An 18,134-nucleotide genomic window follows, 5' to 3' on the forward strand; every position below is an offset into this window, starting at 1 on the left:
GGTTCAGCGCGGCTCCCGCCACATCGGCCACATCCGCGGGCCGTCCGGGAGGTCCACGGTGCGTCCGGTGAAGGCGAAGCCGAGGCGCTCGTACAGCCGGGTGCTACGGGCGCTGCTCGCCTCCAGATAGGCGGGCAGGCCCTCGCTGTCGCAGCGGTCGAGGACGTGCTGGATGAGCGCGGTGCCCAGGCCCTGCCCCTGGTGTCCGGTGGCCACGCCGATCATCCACAGGTACTCGTGGGCGCGGTCCGCGGGGTGCGCCTCGGCCGTCAGCCGGGCGATCCGCTCCACGCGCTCGTTCTCCGGGTCGACGGCCTCCCGCAGCCGCACCCCGTCGTTCCCCTCCTCGGCCTCCGCCCCGTCCGTGCCGGCGCCCGCCGAGTGGTCACTTGCGGGTATGGACAGCCACAGCGCGCACGCCGTGCCGTCCTCGGTCATGTCGATGCGTCCCTCGGCGAGCACGACGTCGGTGAAAACGGCCATCAGCCGGTGGTGCGTCCTGCGACGGTACTCCTCGCCCGGGAAGACCCAGCTGCTGACCGGGTCGTTCTGGAACGCCTCGTCCAGCAGCCGGACGACCAGCTCCCGGTCGCTCTGGCCGGCCGCCCGAATGGCCACGCCCATCAGCCCACCCCTTCGCATCAACTCGCCGGGTTCGTACGGCGGTTGCAGCCTAACCGTCACTCGATCGGCCGGGGGATGCGGGTGGGAAGGGGCGGGCCTCCGCACATCGCAGGGAGGTGCGGAGGGCCGCCCCGGCCGGAGTCCCCGGGACCGTGCGGGGTCAGGAGCCGCGCGGGCCCGGGTCTCCGGGGTCCAGCGGTGGTGCCGGTCAGGTGCTGCGCCGGGTGACGAACTCGGCCAGCGCCAGCAGACCACCCGCCGCGTCCGGGTCGGGAACCGCACGGGACAGCTCCTGCATCGCCCGGCCCATCCGGTCGGCCGCCTGCGACTGCGCCCAGTCACGACCGCCCGCGCGCTCGACGGCGAGCACGGTTCGCTCCAACTCCCCTTCCTGGTAGGGCCTCTCGTACAGCTCCGCGAGTTCGGCCGCGGCCGGTGCACCGGAGGCGAGCGCGGCGACCACGGGCAGCGACTTCTTGCGGGCCATGAGGTCCGCACCGGCCGGCTTGCCGGTGCGGCTCGGATCGCCCCAGATGCCGATCACGTCGTCGATGAGCTGGAAGGCGAGCCCCGCCTCACGGCCGAACGCGTCCAGCGCCGCCACGTCCGCCGCGTCCGCCCCCGCGTACAGCGCGCCGAGCGCGCAGGCACAGCCGAGCAGGGCGCCCGTCTTCGCCTCGGCCATGGCGAGCACCTCCGCGAGGGTGACGTCGCGGGGGCCGCGCCGCTCCATGGCCGTGTCCGTGTGCTGTCCGGCGCACAGCTCGACGACGCAGGCCGCGAGCCGGGCGGCGGCCGGGCCCGACGCCGGGTGCGGATCCTCGGCGAGCAGCCGCAGGGCCAGCGCCTGCAGGGCGTCTCCGGCGAGGATCGCGTCGGCGTCACCGAACACGGTCCACGCGGTGGGGCGGTGTCTGCGGGTGGTGTCCCGGTCCATCACATCGTCGTGCAGCAGCGTGAAGTTGTGGACGAGTTCCACCGCGGCGGCGGCCCCTACGGCGGCCGGCTCCTGCCCGCCGAGTGCCCGGACGGCGGTCAGCACGAGCGCGGGTCGTATCGCCTTGCCCGCGTTGCCGGTCGCCGGGGTGCCGTCCGCGTGCTCCCAGCCGAAGTGGTAGCGCGCGATCCGGCGCATGGAGCCGGGCAGCGAGTCGACGGCTCGGCGCAGCTCGGGGTCGACCGCGGCGCGGGCACGCTCCAGGATCGCCACGGCCTCCTGTCCGTCGGACGGTGCCGGCCGGCCGGGGAGCGGGTCACGCCGCCTCGGGATACCGGCCGGGCCGCGCCGCGCGAGGGACGGGCCCCGCTTGGGCTCCGTCATGAACTCACTCATGGAACCGCCTCGTAGAGTCTGCGGACGGTGACGCCTTCCGCTGCCGCTGGGCACATACCCGGAGGATCTACCCACGGTGACGGACGGAACACCGAGTGCCGCTTCTGGGCCGCGATCGAACGCGTCTCGTAGGCGGACGAGCCGAGGAGGAGCATCACCTCCAGCGGCCGATCTCGACGTTCTCCAGGACCCCCAGCGCGTCCGGGACCAGGACGGCGGCCGAGTAGTACGCCGTCACCAGATAGCTGATGATCGCCTGCTCGTTGATGCCCATGAACCGCACCGACAGACTCGGTTCGATCTCGTCGGGGATACCGGACTGGCGGAGTCCGACGACGCCCTGGTCCTCCTCCCCGGTACGCATGGCGATGATCGAGGTCGTACGGGCCTCGGTGACCGGGATCTTGTTGCACGGGTAGATCGGCACCCCCCGCCAGGTGGGGATGCGGTTGCCTCCGATGTCGATGGTCTCCGGGACGAGTCCGCGCTTGTTGAGTTCGCGGCCGAACGCGGAGATCGCACGCGGATGAGCGAGGAACAGCTTGGTGCCGCGCCGCCTGCTGAGCAGTTCGTCCATGTCGTCGGGGCTCGGCACGCCGTCGTGCGGCTGCAGCCGCTGGTCGTACTCGCAGTTGCTGAGGAGCCCGAACTCGGGGTTGTTGATGAGTTCGTGCTCCTGACGCTCCTTGAGGGCCTCGACCGTCAGCCGGAGCTGGTGCTCGGTCTGGTTCATCGGCTGGTTGTAGAGGTCGGCCACGCGCGTGTGGATGCGCAGGACGGTCTGGGCGATGCTCAGCTCGTACTCGCGGGGCGATGCCTCGTAGTCGACGAAGGTGTGCGGGATCTCCGGCTCACCGGTGTGGCCGGCGGCGAGGTCGATCGTCTTCTCGCCGTACTTGTTGGTGCGCTGGGCCGGGATCGAGCGCTGCCGCTGGAGGTGGTCGCGCAGCGACTGGGCCCGCTCCGCGACCTGGTCGACCTCCCGGCGGGGCAGGGCGAGCACCGTGCAGGCGGTGACCGCGCGGGCCGTGTACTCCCAGATGGCGTCCGGGTCGAGCAGCGCCTGGTCGCCGAAGTAGGCGCCGTCGGCCAGGACGCCGAGCACCGCGTCGTCCCCGTAGGGGCCCGTGCCGATCTTCTCCACCTTGCCGTGCGCGAGCAGGAACACCTCGTCGGCCTGACTGCCGAACTCTGCGAGCACGTCCCCCGGTGCGAACCTGCGCTGCTGGCAGCGCTGGGCGAGTTCGCCGAGCACGTCCAGGTCGTCGTACGCGCGCAGGGCGGGCAGCTCGCCCAGCTCCGCGGGGATGACCGCGACCTGGTCACCGGTCTTCACGAAGGTCACACGGCCGTCGCCCACCGCGTAGGTCAGGCGACGGTTGACCCGGTACGTGCCACCCTGCACGTTCACCCACGGCAGCGTGCGCAGCAGCCACCGTGAGCTGATCTCCTGCATCTGGGGTGCGGACTTGGTGGTGGTGGCCAGGTTCCGCGCCGCCGCGGTGCCGAGGCTCTGCTGCGGCCTGTTCTCCTCGGCGCGGACCTCTTCGCCTACCGACATTGGTAATGCCCCTCCCGGTCATGCATCCGATCTGCGAGGACCAGCCTTCCATCACGGAACGTGGTCGCACCATTACACAAAAGAGCGGGATTGGATCACGGCCGCGCTGGGCACTTGAGCGCGCGTTCCCGAGCGCCCTCGGCCGGTGGCAGGTGTTCGACAATGGCGGGGTGACCAGCCCTGACGAGCGGGACGACCGCGTAACGCCCGACCCGGCGACCGCGCTGCGTCCGCGCCTGCCGTCGCCGCTGCGGGAGGTCGTGGACGAGCGGTTCGCGCGGTACGGCGTACGACTGCTGCTCAAACGCGACGACCTGATCCACCCGGACCTGGTCGGCAACAAGTGGCGCAAGCTCCTCCCCAATCTGCGGGCCGCGGCAGGCCGCCCCCTGCTCACTTTCGGGGGTGCGTACTCCAACCATCTGCGGGCCACGGCCGCGGCGGGCCGGCTGCTCGGGCTGGAGACGATCGGAGTGGTGCGCGGCGAGGAGCTGGCCGACCACCCGCTCAACCCCTCACTGGCCCGGTGCAGGGCCGACGGCATGCGACTGCACTTCGTCGACAGGTCGACTTATCGTCACAAGGCGGAGCCGGAGACGCTGACCGGCATCCTGCGGGCGGCGGACGCCGAGGAGGCGTACGTGGTTCCGGAGGGCGGCAGCAACCGCCTCGCCGTGCGCGGCTGCCGGGCGCTCGGTGAGGAGCTGCGCGGCCGGGCCGACGTCGTCGCGGTGGCCTGCGGCACCGGCGGCACGCTGGCGGGCCTGGCGGCCGGCCTGTCCCCCGGCCAGCGGGCCCTGGGCATCCCCGTCCTGAAGGGCGGCTTCCTGGCCGCCGAGGTGACGGCCCTGCAGACCGGCGCCTTCGGAGCCCGCAGCGGCACCTGGTCCCTCGACGACCGCTTCCACTTCGGCGGGTATGCCCGCACCACCCCCGAACTCGAAGCGTTCGCGACGGACTTCGCCTCCCGCCACGACCTGCCTGTGGAACGTCTTTATGTCGCCAAGCTGCTGTACGGACTGGTCGCGCTGACCCGGGAGGGGGCGTTCCCGAGGGGGACGACCGTGGCGGCCGTGATCACGGGTCGCCCCTTTCCCTAGGGGAGCATCCGGCGCCCGGCCAGGCGCTCATGTCGTCTCCCGGTACGCCGCCGCCTCCTCCAGGTCCAGGCGGCGCAGCAGGGTGCGGAGCATCTCGTCGTCGATGTAGCGGTGGTTGCGGAGCTTGACGAAGACCTCCCGCTCAGCACCGATCATCTCTCGCGACAGCCGCCGGTAGGTGTCGTCGACCGTTTCGCCCGTCACCGGGTTCACCGAGCCCAGCCGCTCCCAGACAGCGTTGCGGCGACGCTCCAGGACGGTGCGGAGGCGGTCGGCCAGTGGCGGCGGCAGTGCGTTGCGCTCGTCCTCCAGGAGTTCCTCGAGGCGCTGCTCGGCGGCCCGGGACGCCTGGGCCTGCGCGTTCGCCTCAGCTAGCGTCTCCGCCTGGGCGTCGCGCCCCGGCAGGCGCAGCAGCCGGATGATCGGGGGCAGGCTCAGCCCCTGGACCACCAGCGTGCCGATCACCGTCGTGAAGGTCAGGAAGAGGACCAGGTTGCGGTCGGGGAACGGGCCGCCGCCGTGCACGGTCCGCGGGATCGAGAAGGCGATCGCGAGTGACACGACCCCCCGCATCCCCGCCCAGCCGATGACGAACGGCCCCTTCCACGTCGGGTTGTCCTCGCGCTCCCGGATGTGCCCGAAGAGGGCACGCGGCAGGAAGGTCGCCGGGTACACCCAGACGAACCGGGACACGACGACCACCAGGAACACGGCTACCGCGCACCAGGCCGCGCGCGTGCCCTCGTACGGACCGAGCCCTCTGAGCACGACCGGCAACTGCAGTCCGATGAGCGCGAACACCGCCGACTCCAGCACGAACGCGACCATCTTCCACACCGCCTCCTCCTGGAGCCTGGTCGCGAAGTCGACCTGCCAGTTGTGGTGGCCGAGGTAGAGGGCGACGACGACCACGGCGAGCACTCCGGAGGCGTGCACCCATTCCGCGGCGCCGTAGGCGACGAACGGGATCAACAAGGAGAGCGTGTTCTGCAGCAGCGCCTCCTTCAGGTGGGTGCGCAGCCAGTGGATCGGCATCATCAGCAGCAGACCGATCACCACCCCGCCGACCGCCGCGAGCAGGAACTCCCGTACGCCGCCCGACCAGGTCGCGCCTTCGCCGACCGCCGCGGCCAGCGCCACCTTGTACGCGGTGATCGCGGTCGCGTCGTTCACCAGCGATTCCCCCTGCAGGATCGTGGTGATCCGCGAGGGCAGGCCGACCCGCCGGGCGACCGCCGTCGCCGCGACCGCGTCCGGCGGCGCGACCACCGCACCCAGGACCAGCGCGGCCGTCAGCGGCAGGCCCGGCACGATCAGATACGTCGCCCAGCCCACGAGGAGCGTCGCGAAGAGCACGTATCCGACGGACAGCAGGGCCACCGGCCGCATCTGCGCCCGCAGGTCCAGGTAGGAGCTGTCGGTGGCCGCGGTGTACAGCAACGGGGGCAGCACCAGCGGCAGGACGATCGCGGGGTCGAGGGTGTACTCGGGCACCCCGGGCAGATACGAGACGGCCAGGCCCACGGCGACGAGCAGAAGTGGCGCGGGCACCGGGGTCCGGCGGGCCGCCCCGGCGACGGCCGCGCTGCCGGCGACCAGCAACAGCAGTGGCACCACGTTCATCGTCTTCCGCCCGCCCTCTTTTTCCGCACCGCTTCCCGCGGACCCGTCGTAACCTGGCCATCATGAAACAGTGCAGGCACGTCGACGCGCTGCCGGACCCCGAGCCCAAGCCCCAGAGCGAGACCTGCCTGGAGTGCCTCGCCGCCGGTACGCACCCGGTGCAACTGCGTCTGTGCCTGGAATGCGGGCATGTGGGCTGCTGCGACTCCTCGCCCCTTCGGCACGCCACGGCGCACCACGAGGTCAGCGGCCACCCGGTGATGCGTACTTTCGAACCGGGCGAGAGCTGGCGCTGGTGCTTCGTCGACCATGTACTCGTGTGACCCCGGACCGGCGCCCGTGTGACCCTGGATCCGGACGGTTGGCCGCTCCGACGTCCGGGTACGTCAAACCGGCGCGCGCTCTTCCCGATTGGTTCCGCCAGACCCCTAGCCACTGTGCGTATACATGGGTTTACTATGAGTGACAGCAAGGGGTCGGGGTCCCGGGGACAGGTACGTTGAGAGCGCGATAGCGTCACCGCTGAACCACGAGGGGCGTTAGCCCGGGGGGCGACCCTCGGCCCCCGAAACAGCTCGTACCACCTTGGAGGTGAGGGTGTCCCAGATCGCAGGCGAGCCCGCGACCCAGGACTTCGTGGAAGTCCGGCTGCCGGCTGCGGGTGCCTACCTGTCGGTGCTGCGCACGGCCACGGCCGGTCTCGCGGCCCGTTTGGACTTCACCCTCGACGAGATCGAGGACCTGCGCATCGCGGTCGACGAGGCCTGCGCGATCCTGCTGCAGCAGGCCGTGCCCGGCTCGGTGCTCAGCTGTGTCTTCCGGCTCATCGACGACTCGCTGGAGGTCACGGTCGCGGCCCCGACCACGGACGGCCATGCCCCCTCGCGGGACACTTTCGCCTGGACAGTCCTGTCGGCCCTGGCCGGCAAGGTCTCCTCCGCGGTCTCCGACGACAAGACCGTGTCCATCAGCCTCTACAAACAGCGCGGCGCGGGACCCGGGCCGGCGTGACGAACGGGGACGGGCCGGTGCGGGACGAAGAGCGCGGCACACGGAAGTTCTCTGCCGGGAGCGCGGGCGGCCCGGGCGGGGCGCCGCGCATGGCGGAAGGCGTGGACGGCATCCCCGAGCAGGCCCGTCCGCATCCGGAGGGCCAGGCGTCGGCGGTCATGGCACCCGTGCAGACGGGTCCGGCCGGGGCGGACGAGGCGCTCTCCGTCCGGGGCGGCGCACGACGGGATGCAGGCGGAGCCACGGGTACGTCCTCCGGAGGGCGGCGGACGACGGGCGGGACGATGAGCGAGCACGAGCGAGACGCTGAGCAGGGTGCGCCGGTCGGCGCACAGCACGATCCACAGGACCGCAGCGGCGCGCGGGCGATGTTCGTCGAACTGCGCAAGCTGAAGGAGGGCAGCCCGGAGTACGCGGAGCTGCGCAACCAGCTGGTTCGTATGCACCTGCCGCTCGTGGAGCACCTCGCGCGCCGCTTCCGCAACCGCGGCGAGCCGCTGGACGATCTGACCCAGGTCGCCACCATCGGCCTGATCAAGTCGGTCGACCGCTTCGACCCGGAGCGGGGCGTCGAGTTCTCGACCTACGCGACCCCGACGGTCGTCGGCGAGATCAAGCGGCACTTCCGCGACAAGGGCTGGGCGGTGCGGGTGCCGCGGCGCCTGCAGGAGCTGCGCCTGGCCCTGACGACGGCCACGGCCGAGCTGTCCCAGCAGCACGGCCGCTCTCCGACGGTCCACGAGCTGGCCGAGAAGCTGGCCATCTCGGAGGAGGAGGTCCTGGAGGGCCTGGAGTCCGCCAACGCGTACTCGACGCTGTCCCTGGACGTCCCCGACACGGACGACGAGTCCCCGGCGGTCGCGGACACGCTCGGCGCGGAGGACGAGGCGCTGGAGGGCGTCGAGTACCGCGAGTCGCTCAAACCGCTGCTGGAGGATCTTCCGCCGCGGGAGAAGCGGATCCTGCTGCTGCGCTTCTTCGGCAACATGACACAGTCGCAGATCGCGCAGGAGGTCGGCATCTCGCAGATGCACGTCTCGCGTCTGCTGGCGCGGACGCTGGCGCAGCTGCGGGACAAACTGCTGGTGGAGGAGTAGGACTGCGGCACGCGGGGCTACCGGTCAGCGGCGCCCCGCGACGGCCGGGCACCGGCTATCGCTTCGGCTCCCCCACGCGGCCGGGCGCCGGCTACCGCTTCGGCTCCTCCGCGCGGCCGGGACCGCGGATTCCGAGGGCCTGCGTCGTCGCCGGGTTCACCAGGAGCACCAGGGCCGTCACCGCGACGATCGCCAGCACGATGCCGACCGGGATCGCGACGCTGTCGGCGCGGAGCAGGTTGTACGCCACCGGCAGCGCCATGATCTGGGTGATGACGGCAGGCCCCCGGCTCCAGCCGCGCCGCAGCAGCAGACCCCGCGCGGCCAGCAGCGGAAGCAGCGCGAGCACGATCAGGGTGATGCCGAGTGTGACGGCCTGCTGACGGTCGTCCGGCGCGCCCGTGAGGCCGAGGACGAGCGTCCAGACGCCGCCCGCGACCAGGGCCAGCCCCTCCAGGCCGGCCAGCGCCGCCGCGGCGGTCAGCCGCGTGGGGCGGGGCCCGGCTTGGCGGGTCTCAGGGGTTGGGTTCTGCTCAGCGCTCACCCCTGAAGGGTAGCCCTCGGCCCGGTCACCGCCGCGGACGCCTCCGGCCCCGCTGTGCTCAAGACCACTCCCGGTCCTCTTACCGGATCCCTAACCGGGCTAGGGCCGAGTACCGCCCAGTAGGTACGCTGCACACCATGCGTGCACTTCTCGTGGTCAATCCGGCGGCAACCACCACAAGCGCACGTACCCGTGATGTACTCATCCACGCGCTGGCGAGCGAGATGAAGCTCGAGGCGGTGACCACCGAGTACCGGGGGCACGCCCGGGACCTCGGCCGGCAGGCCGCGGAGAGCGAGGACATAGACCTGGTCGTGGCACTCGGCGGCGACGGCACGGTCAACGAGGTCGTCAACGGCCTGCTGCACCACGGCCCCGACCCCGACCGCCTTCCCCTGCTCGCCGTGGTGCCCGGCGGCTCGACCAACGTCTTCTCCCGGGCCCTGGGCTTGCCCAACGACGTCGTGGAGGCCACCGGCGCCATCCTCGACGGCCTGCGCGAGCGCCGTGAGCGTGTGGTCGGACTAGGTCTCGCCGCGGGCACCCCGGGCACCGAGGACGAGGCGGTGCCCTCCCGCTGGTTCACCTTCAACGCGGGCTTCGGCTTCGACGCGGGAGTGGTCGGCCGGGTGGAGCAGCAGCGGGAGCAGGGCAAGCGGTCCACCCATGCGCTCTATCTGCGCCAGGTGGTCCGTCAGTTCCTGGACGAACCGCATCGCCGGCACGGCACGATCACCCTGGAGCGGGCGGGTGAGGAGCCGGTCGCCGATCTGGTCATGTCCATAATCTGCAACACCGCGCCCTGGACGTTTCTCGGCAATCGTCCGGTGTACGCCTCCCCTAAGGCCTCGTTCGATACCGGCCTCGACGTGCTCGCCCTCAGCCGCCTTTCGACGGCCTCGGTTGCCCGGTATGCCACCCAGTTGCTCAATTCGTCCCCCGAGCGGGGACCCCGGGGCAGGCATGTGGTCTCGATGCACGACCTGACCGGCTTCACCTTGCATTCGAAGGTGCCCCTGCCCCTGCAGATGGACGGCGACCACCTCGGGGTGCGCACGAGCGTGACGTTCACAGGCGTACGCCGTGCACTGCGTGTGATTGTGTGAGCAGAAGGGGCTAAAGTCCTTTCACTCGAACGTTTAGGCCAGGATCCACCCCTTGGAAGTACGGCTGTGACCTAGTCGACACCAAGGAATCAAAAAAAACTTTCCTGAAGGGGTTGTATCCGCCGCTGAGGTTTGCGAGTCTCTACGTGGCGCTCGGGACAGCCCGCAACACCGGCTTCCGTCGAGAGTGCTCGAACCCCTCCTCAATCCACAGGACCACCTCAGTGAGTCTGACGGTCGGCCCTTCACTTGTTGAGGGATTCGTGAAAGCGTTCACATTCACAAGCAATCTGCATGTAATACCAAGGAGAGGTAGCAGCCATGGACTGGCGTCACAACGCCGTTTGCCGCGAGGAAGACCCCGAGCTCTTCTTCCCCATCGGCAACACTGGTCCTGCGCTGCTGCAGATCGAGGAAGCCAAGGCCGTCTGCCGTCGCTGCCCGGTTATCGAGCAGTGCCTGCAGTGGGCGCTCGAGTCCGGCCAGGACTCCGGCGTCTGGGGTGGTCTCAGCGAGGACGAGCGCCGCGCCATGAAGCGCCGCGCCGCCCGCAACCGGGCCCGTCAGGCCTCCGCCTGACACACCCGCCCCGACGAGCCTGAGCTTGGCGGCGCGTACAGCGAGTACGCTTCTCCCGCCCCCGAGCCGCAGCGCGCAGTCGCTAGCAGCAGCTGGCAGCAACGAGCTTTAGCCCCGGGCCACTTGGTGGCCCGGGGCTCATTGCTGTGGGGACGATGCCCACGATGCCCTGCGAAGCGGGGGCGGCGGCGTCCGTACCGGCTCGCCGCCGCCCGGGCTCACTTCTGCGCGCGGACCGGGATGTCCAGGATCACGCGCGTGCCGCGCCCCGGGGCCGGGACCATGTCGAAGGTCCCACCCAACTCGCCCTCCACCAGCGTCCGTACGATCTGCAGCCCGAGGTTGCCCGCGGTCTGCGGATCGAAGCCTTCGGGCAGGCCCACCCCGTCGTCCTGGACGGTGACCAGGAGGCGCGCCTCCTTCGGCGTACCGCCGCGGACGGCCGAGACCTCGACCGTGCCGGTCTCGCCCTGACGGAAACCGTGCTCCAGCGCGTTCTGCAGGACCTCGGTGAGCACCATGGACAGCGGGGTGGCGACCTCCGCGTCGAGGATGCCGAAGCGGCCGCTGCGCCGGCCGGTGACCGTGCCGGGCGAGATCTCCGCGACCATGGCGAGCACCCGGTCGGCGATCTCGTCGAACTCCACACGCTCGTCCAGGTTCTGGGACAGCGTCTCATGGACGATGGCGATCGAGCCGACCCGCCGCACGGCCTCCTCGAGTGCCTCCCTGCCGCGGTCGGACTCGATGCGGCGGGCCTGCAGTCGGAGCAGGGCGGCGACCGTCTGGAGGTTGTTCTTCACCCGGTGGTGGATCTCCCGGATGGTCGCGTCCTTGGTGATCAGCTCACGTTCGCGACGCCGCAGTTCGGTGACGTCCCGGAGCAGGACCAGCGAGCCGATGCGCGTGCCCTTGGGCTTGAGGGGGATCGCGCGGAACTGGATCACCCCGTCGTTGGCCTCGATCTCGAACTCGCGCGGCGCCCATCCGCTGGCCAGCTTGACCAGCGCCTCGTCCACCGGCCCCTTGGTCGGGGCGAGTTCCGCCGTGGTCTTGCCGAGGTGCTGGCCGACGAGGTCGGCGGCGAGGCCGAGCCGGTGGTACGCCGACAAAGCGTTCGGTGACGCGTACTGGACGATGCCGTCCGCATCGAGTCTGATCAGGCCGTCGCCGACGCGCGGTGAGGCGTCCATGTCGACCTGCTGGTCGGGGAACGGGAAGGCGCCGGCCGCGATCATCTGGGCGAGGTCGGAGGCGCTCTGGAGGTAGGTGAGCTCCAGGCGGCTCGGGGTCCGCACGGTCAGCAGGTTGGTGTTGCGCGCGATGACGCCGAGGACGCGCCCCCCGCAGCGTACGGGGATGGACTCGACCCGGACCGGGACCTCCTCGCGCCACTCCGGGTCTCCCTCACGCACGATCCGGCCCTCGTCCAGGGCCGCGTCCAGCATGGGGCGGCGGCCGCGGGGGACGAGGTGGCCGACCATGTCGTCCTGGTAGGACGTGGGGCCGGTGTTGGGACGCATCTGGGCCACCGACACGTACCGGATGCCGTCGAGAGTGGGCACCCACAGGACCAGGTCGGCGAAGGAGAGGTCGGACAACAGCTGCCACTCCGACACCAGCAGGTGCAGCCACTCCAGGTCGGAGTCACTGAGGGCGGTGTGCTGGCGGACCAGTTCGTTCATGGAGGGCACGTGTGCGAGGGTACCTGGGCGTTCGGACATCGATCGAAATCGGCCGGTGCAGCTGTCCAGGTACGACCCCGCCGGGAAGCGGTCCGGGTGCGGCGCCCTTACGGCCCCCGGAAAGCACCCGCGGGCCGCGGCGCCTGGGAGGGACCCTCAACCCTCCCGGCACCGCAGCCCGGAGCAGCAACGGCCGCGGGGTGTGCGGTCCCGGTCGGCCGAAGGTCGAGGAGCCGGAGCAGTCAGGGCAGAGAGCGCCGGTTCCTCGGTCCGCCTTCCTGTGCGGGGAAGGCGGGGCTTGTGGCTTTACTTACTTTACCCAGCGTCGTCGGCCTGTTGGACTAGACCACACTGAGGACACCATGGTGCCTGGATCCTGGTGCATGTGTCCATGCGTTGAAGGATGTTTGTTGTTGTCTCTTTATCAGACATCCATGCCTTCACGCATCCGTCCTGGCCGCCCCGACGACCCAGTTGGAGCGTAGTCCCCGCCGGTCCGTGCCTGGGGCCAGACGGCGAGGGCGACCTCGGCGAGCGCTTCCAGTTCCTCCCGGGTGGCCCCGTCGCGCGCCTGCTGGGACATGCCCTGGATGATCGCGCCGACGTACCGGGCGAGGGCGCGGGCATCGGTACGGGCGGGCAGCTCACCGGCGGCGGCTGCCGCCCGGATGCGGCTCTCGAAGGCGTCGATGTTGGCGTTGCGCCGCGCCCGCAGGGACTCCTCGATCTCCGGCGTCGCGCAGTTGGCGGCGGCGTGGATGACGAGGCAGCCGTGCGGGCGCCCGGGGGCGGTGTAGATCTCGGCGGCCTCGCGGAGCATCCGCTCGATCGCGGCACGAGCGGTGGGCTCCTCGGCGAGGGCGCGGTCACCGAAGGATCCGTACCGCTCGTCGTAGACGCCGACGACCTCCTCGAAGAGTGACCGCTTGTCGCCGAACGCCGCGTACAGGCTCGGCGCGCCGATGCCCATGACGCGGGTCAGGTCGGAGACGGAGGTGGCCTCGTAACCGTGCTCCCAGAACGCGAGGAGGGCCTTTTCGAGGGCGGTCCTCCGGTCGAAGGAACGGGGGCGTCCGCGAGGACGGGAGGACCCGGAACCGCCGCGTGCCGACGTCGACTTGGTCGCCGGATCACCCTCGGTCGCGGTCCGCGTCGGCCCCCCGGGTAGCGGTTCTGGCTGTCGGTCGCTGTCCTGGCTCTCCACCATGGGGTGGATTTTATAGCGGATGCTAGAGAAATCGCCCTGCCCTGCAGTACGGTCTTTTCTGTATCGACCGCTAGGGAATGGAGAGGGGTGTCGGCGTGGGCGTGCTCGCGGGGAGGACCGCGCTCGTCACAGGGGCGAGCAGGGGCATCGGCCGGGGAATCGCCGAGCGGCTGGCGCGTGACGGTGCGCGGGTTGCCGTGCACTACGGCCGGAACGAGGCGGCGGCGAAGGAGACGGTCGCAGCGATCGAGGCGGCCGGCGGGTCCGCGTTCGTGATCGGAGTCGAGCTGGGGCTGCCGGGCGACGCCCAGGCCCTGTGGGAGGCCTTCGACCGCCACGCGGACGGCGTGGACATCCTGGTCAACAACGCGGGCATCGGCGGTGCACGCCCGCTGCCGGAGATCGAGGAGGACGAGTACGACAAGGTCTTCGCGGTGAACGTGAAGGCGCCGTTCTTCATCGTGCGCCGCGGCCTTGACCGCTTGAGAGACGGCGGTCGTGTCATCAACATCTCCTCCGGCCTGTCCAGGACTGCGGCGATACCGCAGCAGATCGCCTACGCGATGACGAAGGGCGCGCTGGACGTCTTCACCCGCGACCTGTCCAAGGTGCTGGGCCCTCGCGGCATAACCGTGAACTCGGTGGCCCCCGGGATCATCGACACCGACAACACCGCCGGGCTGCTCCACGGCACACAGGACGGCGCGGCCTGGGCCGCCTCCCTGTCGGCACTGGGCCGCGTGGGCACCCCGGCGGACGTCGCCGACGTGGTGGCGTTCCTGGCCTCCGACGCCGGCCGGTGGGTCACCGGCAGCTGGGTGGACGCGACGGGAGGTTCCCTGACCTAGGGCCTCCCGCGGACGTCCGGCACACCAGCCGCTTGTCAGTGCGTCTCCGTCACCTTGGCCAGGGCGCGCGGGGCGTCCGGGTCCTGGCCGCGGGCGATGGTGACCTCGTACGCGAGGAGCTGGAGCGGGATGATCTCCAGGATCGGCTGGACCTCCTCGGCCACGCCCTCGGTCGGCAGGACGAACCCCGCCGATGCCTGCTCGACCTGGCTCGGCGGTCCGATGACTACGAGGTCGGCGCCGCGGCCGCGCAGCCGGTCGAGTACGGGCTGGAGCGCGGCGCCGCCCTTGCCGTCCGTCACGACGGCGATGACCGGCGAGACGTTGTCGACCATGGCGAGCGGGCCGTGCAGGAGATCGGCGCCGGAGTAGGAGAGCGCGGGGATGTAGCTGGTCTCCATCAGCTTCAGGGCGGCTTCCTTGGCGGTGGGGTAGCCGTAGCCGCGCGAGGTGATGACCATGCGCTCGGCGAAGCGGTAGCGGGCGGCGAGGGTGCGGACCTCGTCCTGGCGGGCGAGGAGTTGCTCGGCGAGGTCGGGCAGCGCCTTCGCGGGCGCGCCGTCGCCCCCGCGCAGTCCTTCGACGAAGAGATAGAGGGCGAGAAGGGAGGCGGTGTAGGTCTTGGTCGCGGGGAGGGCCTTCTCCTCGCCGGCCATGACGTCGATGTGGTACTCGGAGACGGCGGCCAGCGGTGAGTCCGGGTTGTTGGTCACGGCGAGCGTGAGGGCGCCGGCCTCGCGGGCGGCCCTTGTCGAGGCGACGAGGTCCGGGGAGCCGCCGGACTGACTGACGGTGATGACGAGGACGTCGGTGAGGTCGGAGCGGGCGCCGTAGGCCGTGGTCGTGGACATCGAGGTGAGACCGCAGGGCAGGCCGAGGCGGATCTCCAGGAGGTACTTGGCGTAGAGCGCGGCGTTGTCCGAGGTGCCGCGGGCCGTCAGCAGCACGAACCGGGGCTTGCGCGCGGCGACCTCGCGGGCCACCTCCCGGATGCGCGGTGCCCCCTCGTCGAGGATGCGGCGCAGCACGGCGGGCTGTTCGGCCATCTCCCGGGCCATGATCCGTCCCGGGAGGTCTCGCTGAGGGTCCGGTGTCGTCGGCGTCATGGGGATCCTCCCGGGGTGGGCAGTGCGTCTCGCTCTGGCCTGACGGCTCCTATTCCACCCCCTCGGACCCGGCGATGCCTCGGCGGGGAGGCGGTGGCGGATCCGCGCCGGGCCATGCCGGTCAGAGCGGGGCAGGTCAGTGAGCCTGTCGGCCCGAATTCGCCAGGCAGGCGGCCTCGGCCGGGCCCCGTGTCCGACGCGCCGTCGACTCCCGCCGGACCGCCGCCTCGCCTTCCGCCAACACTCCGCCCGCACCCCCTCCGACGGCCCCGGCTCTGTTAGATTGGTCTAAACCACATGGTCCATTCCCCCGGTTCCCAGTCCCCTCTCCTCAGATCGGCAGGCCCAGCGTGGAAGTTGTCATCGTTCCGGACGCTCAGGCGGGTGGCGAGCTCATCGCCGAGGCCATGGCGCGGCTGCTCCGGCGCAAGCCCGACGCCCTGCTCGGTGTGGCCACCGGGTCGACACCGTTGCCCGTGTACGAGGCCCTGGCGGCCAGGGTGCGTTCCGGTGCCGTGGACGTTTCGCGGGCGCGTGTCGCCCAGCTCGACGAGTACGTCGGACTGCCCGCTGACCACCCGGAGTCGTACCGTTCCGTCCTCCGGCGGGAGGTGCTGGAGCCGCTCGGGATAGGCATGGACGCCTTCCTGGGGCCCGACGGCACTGCACAGGACGTTCAGGCCGCGTGCGAGGAGTACGACAGGGCACTCGCCGGTGCCGGTGGCGTGGATCTGCAGTTGCTCGGGATCGGGACCGACGGGCACATCGGGTTCAACGAGCCGTGCTCCTCACTTGCCTCCCGCACCCGCATCAAGACGCTCACCGAGCAGACCCGTATCGACAACGCCCGCTTCTTCGGCGGCGACATCGACCAGGTGCCGCACCACGTGATCACCCAGGGCATAGGCACCATCCTCGAGGCGCGGCACCTGGTGCTGCTGGCGACCGGCGAGGGCAAGGCGGACGCGGTCGCCGCGACCGTCGAGGGCCCGGTCGCCGCGGTCTGCCCGGCCTCCGCGCTCCAACTCCACCCGCACGCGACCGTGGTCGTGGACGAGGCCGCCGCGTCCAAGCTGAAGCTCGCCGACTACTTCCGCCACACCTACGCCAACAAGCCCGACTGGCAGGGGATCTAACACCCGCGCAGGAACGCGCCTCACAAGGAGGACGCCGGGTCCGGACGGCACCCGGACCCGGCGTCCTCCCCGCCAGGGCTCAACGGCCCGCGATGACCTCCGCCGCCGCACGGCCGCACACCCGCGCCGCCCCGTGGGTGGCGATGTGCAGGGCGCCGCGAGACGCGGCCTGGGGCACGCCCATCTCGACGACGATCGTGTCGGGACGCTGCTCCAGGAGCGCGTCCAGGGCGGAGGCCATCCAGGGGTGACGGTGCTCGTCGCGGACCACCGCCACGATCCGCCGGGGCCCGGCGGCCGCCAGCGCCGCACGCCCCGCCGCCTCCCCGGCGAAGCTGCCGGTCTCCGTGCCGGGGAACAGGCGGAGCAGTTCGGCGGCCACGCCCCACGGGGTCTCGTCGCCCACCGCGATGTTGGCCACGGGGGTGAGAGCGGCGACGTAGGGCGGCTCGGTGAGCGGGGTGAAGCCCTCTTCGCCGGTGACCTTCAGCGCGCGGCGGGCCGCGAGCAGGCCGATGTCGGCGACGGGCGGCCGATGTGGGCCGACGCCGTCCGCTGCCGCCGACGCCGTCCACCGCGCCAGCGCCCGTACCCGCTCCGCGGCCTCGGCGAGCCGTTCCTCGGCCAGCTCGCCGGAACGGACCGCCGCCACCAGGGCGTCCCGCAGACGTCGTACCGTCGCGTCGTCCGCGAGACCGCCGCCCACGCAGATGGCGTCCGCACCGGCCGCGACGGCGAGGACGCTGCCGCGCTCGATGCCGTACGTCCCGGCGATCGCCCGCATCTCCATGCCGTCGGTGACGATCAGGCCGTCGTAGGCGAGCTCGTCGCGCAAAAGGTCGGTCAGGATGCGCCGGGACAACGTTGCCGGGCGGTCCGGGTCCAGGGCCGGGACCAGAATGTGCGCGCTCATCACGGCGCGCGTGCCGGCGGTGATCGCCGCGCGGAACGGGGCGAGGTCGCGGTCCTGGAGCACCGCTTCTTCCGCGTCGATGCGCGGGAGGGCGAGGTGGGAGTCGACCTCCGTGTCCCCGTGCCCCGGGAAGTGCTTGGTGCAGGCGGCCACACCGGCGGACTGCAGGCCGGTGACGTAGGCGGCGGTGTGGCGGGCGACCAGCTCGGGGTCGGCGCCGAAGGACCGGACGCCGATCACCGGGTTGGCGGGGTTGGAGTTCACATCGGCCGAGGGCGCCCAGTTGAGGTTCACCCCGCACTCGGCGAGCCGGCGGCCGAGTGCGTACGCCACCTCGCGGGTCAGGTCGACGTCGTCGACCGCGCCCAGCGCGTGGTTGCCCGGGAAGGAGGAGCCGGTCCGCACCTCCAGGCGAGTGACGTCTCCTCCCTCCTCGTCGATCGCGACGAGCACGTCGTCGCGTTCGGCGCGCAACTGGGCCGTCAGGGCGGCGAGTTGCCCGGGCGAGGTGATGTTGCGGCCGAACAGGCCCACGGACGCCAGGCCCTCGCCGAGGCGCCGCAGCAGCCAGTCGGGGGCGGTGGTGCCGATGAAGCCGGGTTGGAGGACCGTCAGCGCATCGCGCGTCAGAGTGTCCGTGCCGCTGGCGAATGTCGTCATC

At 71.3% G+C, this 18,134-nt stretch carries 17 protein-coding genes; 8 read left to right on the forward strand and 9 right to left on the reverse strand.

The genetic code is table 11. The features are described from left to right. Positions 1-3: 3 nt before the first annotated feature. From ACFYZE_RS10480 to ACFYZE_RS10490, 3 genes are all read right to left on the reverse strand, one after another. On the reverse strand, positions 4-624 hold the full coding sequence (locus ACFYZE_RS10480) for a GNAT family N-acetyltransferase (RefSeq protein ID WP_388990877.1): 621 nt from the start codon (positions 622-624) through the stop codon (positions 4-6). 208 nt (positions 625-832) lie between these two features. After that, positions 833-1,957 (reverse strand): family 2 encapsulin nanocompartment cargo protein polyprenyl transferase, encoded by a 1,125-nt coding sequence (locus ACFYZE_RS10485; protein WP_388990879.1) that lies wholly within the window; start codon positions 1,955-1,957, stop codon positions 833-835. 154 nt (positions 1,958-2,111) lie between these two features. Beyond that, positions 2,112-3,518, reverse strand: a complete 1,407-nt coding sequence (locus tag ACFYZE_RS10490; RefSeq protein WP_388990881.1) for a family 2B encapsulin nanocompartment shell protein — start codon at positions 3,516-3,518, stop codon at positions 2,112-2,114. A 170-nt stretch (positions 3,519-3,688) separates the two neighbouring features. Here ACFYZE_RS10490 and ACFYZE_RS10495 point away from each other — a divergent pair, with 170 nt between their 5' ends. Then, entirely contained in the window at positions 3,689-4,618 is a 930-nt protein-coding gene (locus ACFYZE_RS10495) for a 1-aminocyclopropane-1-carboxylate deaminase/D-cysteine desulfhydrase (protein WP_388990883.1), read from the forward strand. Positions 4,619-4,645: 27 nt separating this feature from the next. Here ACFYZE_RS10495 and ACFYZE_RS10500 read toward each other — a convergent pair whose 3' ends face one another. Further along, the gene (locus tag ACFYZE_RS10500) at positions 4,646-6,241 is read right to left on the reverse strand and encodes a Na+/H+ antiporter (protein ID WP_388990885.1); all 1,596 of its coding nucleotides are present in this window, start codon (positions 6,239-6,241) and stop codon (positions 4,646-4,648) included. Positions 6,242-6,303: 62 nt separating this feature from the next. Here ACFYZE_RS10500 and ACFYZE_RS10505 point away from each other — a divergent pair, with 62 nt between their 5' ends. From ACFYZE_RS10505 to ACFYZE_RS10515, 3 genes are all read left to right on the forward strand, one after another. Continuing rightward, complete coding sequence (locus ACFYZE_RS10505) at positions 6,304-6,564, forward strand: UBP-type zinc finger domain-containing protein (RefSeq protein ID WP_388990886.1); 261 nt, start codon at positions 6,304-6,306, stop codon at positions 6,562-6,564. 274 nt (positions 6,565-6,838) lie between these two features. Then, complete coding sequence (locus ACFYZE_RS10510; RefSeq protein WP_103839295.1) at positions 6,839-7,252, forward strand: anti-sigma regulatory factor; 414 nt, start codon at positions 6,839-6,841, stop codon at positions 7,250-7,252. Then, entirely contained in the window at positions 7,249-8,349 is a 1,101-nt protein-coding gene (locus tag ACFYZE_RS10515) for an RNA polymerase sigma factor SigF (RefSeq protein WP_388990888.1), read from the forward strand. Before ACFYZE_RS10510 ends, ACFYZE_RS10515 begins: the two co-directional genes overlap by 4 nt. 91 nt (positions 8,350-8,440) lie before the next feature. Here the strand turns inward: ACFYZE_RS10515 and ACFYZE_RS10520 are convergent, their stop codons facing one another. Beyond that, a complete protein-coding gene (locus tag ACFYZE_RS10520; RefSeq protein ID WP_388990889.1) occupies positions 8,441-8,893 on the reverse strand; it encodes a hypothetical protein in 453 nt (150 codons plus the stop codon). Between the two features lie 137 nt (positions 8,894-9,030). On the opposite strand from ACFYZE_RS10520, the gene ACFYZE_RS10525 reads away from it, so the two are divergent. Further along, positions 9,031-9,999, forward strand: a complete 969-nt coding sequence (locus tag ACFYZE_RS10525; protein WP_388990891.1) for a diacylglycerol/lipid kinase family protein — start codon at positions 9,031-9,033, stop codon at positions 9,997-9,999. 321 nt (positions 10,000-10,320) lie between these two features. Beyond that, the gene (locus ACFYZE_RS10530; RefSeq protein ID WP_003992873.1) at positions 10,321-10,578 is read left to right on the forward strand and encodes a WhiB family transcriptional regulator; all 258 of its coding nucleotides are present in this window, start codon (positions 10,321-10,323) and stop codon (positions 10,576-10,578) included. Between the two features lie 218 nt (positions 10,579-10,796). Here ACFYZE_RS10530 and ACFYZE_RS10535 read toward each other — a convergent pair whose 3' ends face one another. Continuing rightward, the gene (locus ACFYZE_RS10535; RefSeq protein ID WP_388991442.1) at positions 10,797-12,263 is read right to left on the reverse strand and encodes a sensor histidine kinase; all 1,467 of its coding nucleotides are present in this window, start codon (positions 12,261-12,263) and stop codon (positions 10,797-10,799) included. A 424-nt stretch (positions 12,264-12,687) separates the two neighbouring features. Continuing rightward, positions 12,688-13,479, reverse strand: a complete 792-nt coding sequence (locus tag ACFYZE_RS10540; RefSeq protein WP_388991443.1) for a TetR/AcrR family transcriptional regulator — start codon at positions 13,477-13,479, stop codon at positions 12,688-12,690. Positions 13,480-13,565: 86 nt separating this feature from the next. On the opposite strand from ACFYZE_RS10540, the gene ACFYZE_RS10545 reads away from it, so the two are divergent. Next, complete coding sequence (locus ACFYZE_RS10545) at positions 13,566-14,318, forward strand: SDR family oxidoreductase (protein WP_388991444.1); 753 nt, start codon at positions 13,566-13,568, stop codon at positions 14,316-14,318. Positions 14,319-14,353: 35 nt separating this feature from the next. On the opposite strand, the gene ACFYZE_RS10550 is transcribed toward ACFYZE_RS10545, so the two are convergent. Continuing rightward, positions 14,354-15,424, reverse strand: a complete 1,071-nt coding sequence (locus ACFYZE_RS10550) for an SIS domain-containing protein (RefSeq protein ID WP_388990893.1) — start codon at positions 15,422-15,424, stop codon at positions 14,354-14,356. A 350-nt stretch (positions 15,425-15,774) separates the two neighbouring features. Between ACFYZE_RS10550 and nagB the strand changes: the two genes are divergently transcribed. Then, a complete protein-coding gene (gene nagB, locus ACFYZE_RS10555) occupies positions 15,775-16,560 on the forward strand; it encodes a glucosamine-6-phosphate deaminase (protein WP_388990895.1) in 786 nt (261 codons plus the stop codon). Between the two features lie 79 nt (positions 16,561-16,639). On the opposite strand, the gene ACFYZE_RS10560 is transcribed toward nagB, so the two are convergent. Next, positions 16,640-18,133, reverse strand: coding sequence for a glycoside hydrolase family 3 protein (locus tag ACFYZE_RS10560; protein ID WP_388990897.1), 1,494 nt, complete (start codon positions 18,131-18,133; stop codon positions 16,640-16,642). Between the last annotated feature and the right edge of the window lies 1 nt (position 18,134).

Source organism: Streptomyces sp. NPDC001796 (genome assembly GCF_042892355.1).
Classification (GTDB): domain Bacteria; phylum Actinomycetota; class Actinomycetes; order Streptomycetales; family Streptomycetaceae; genus Streptomyces.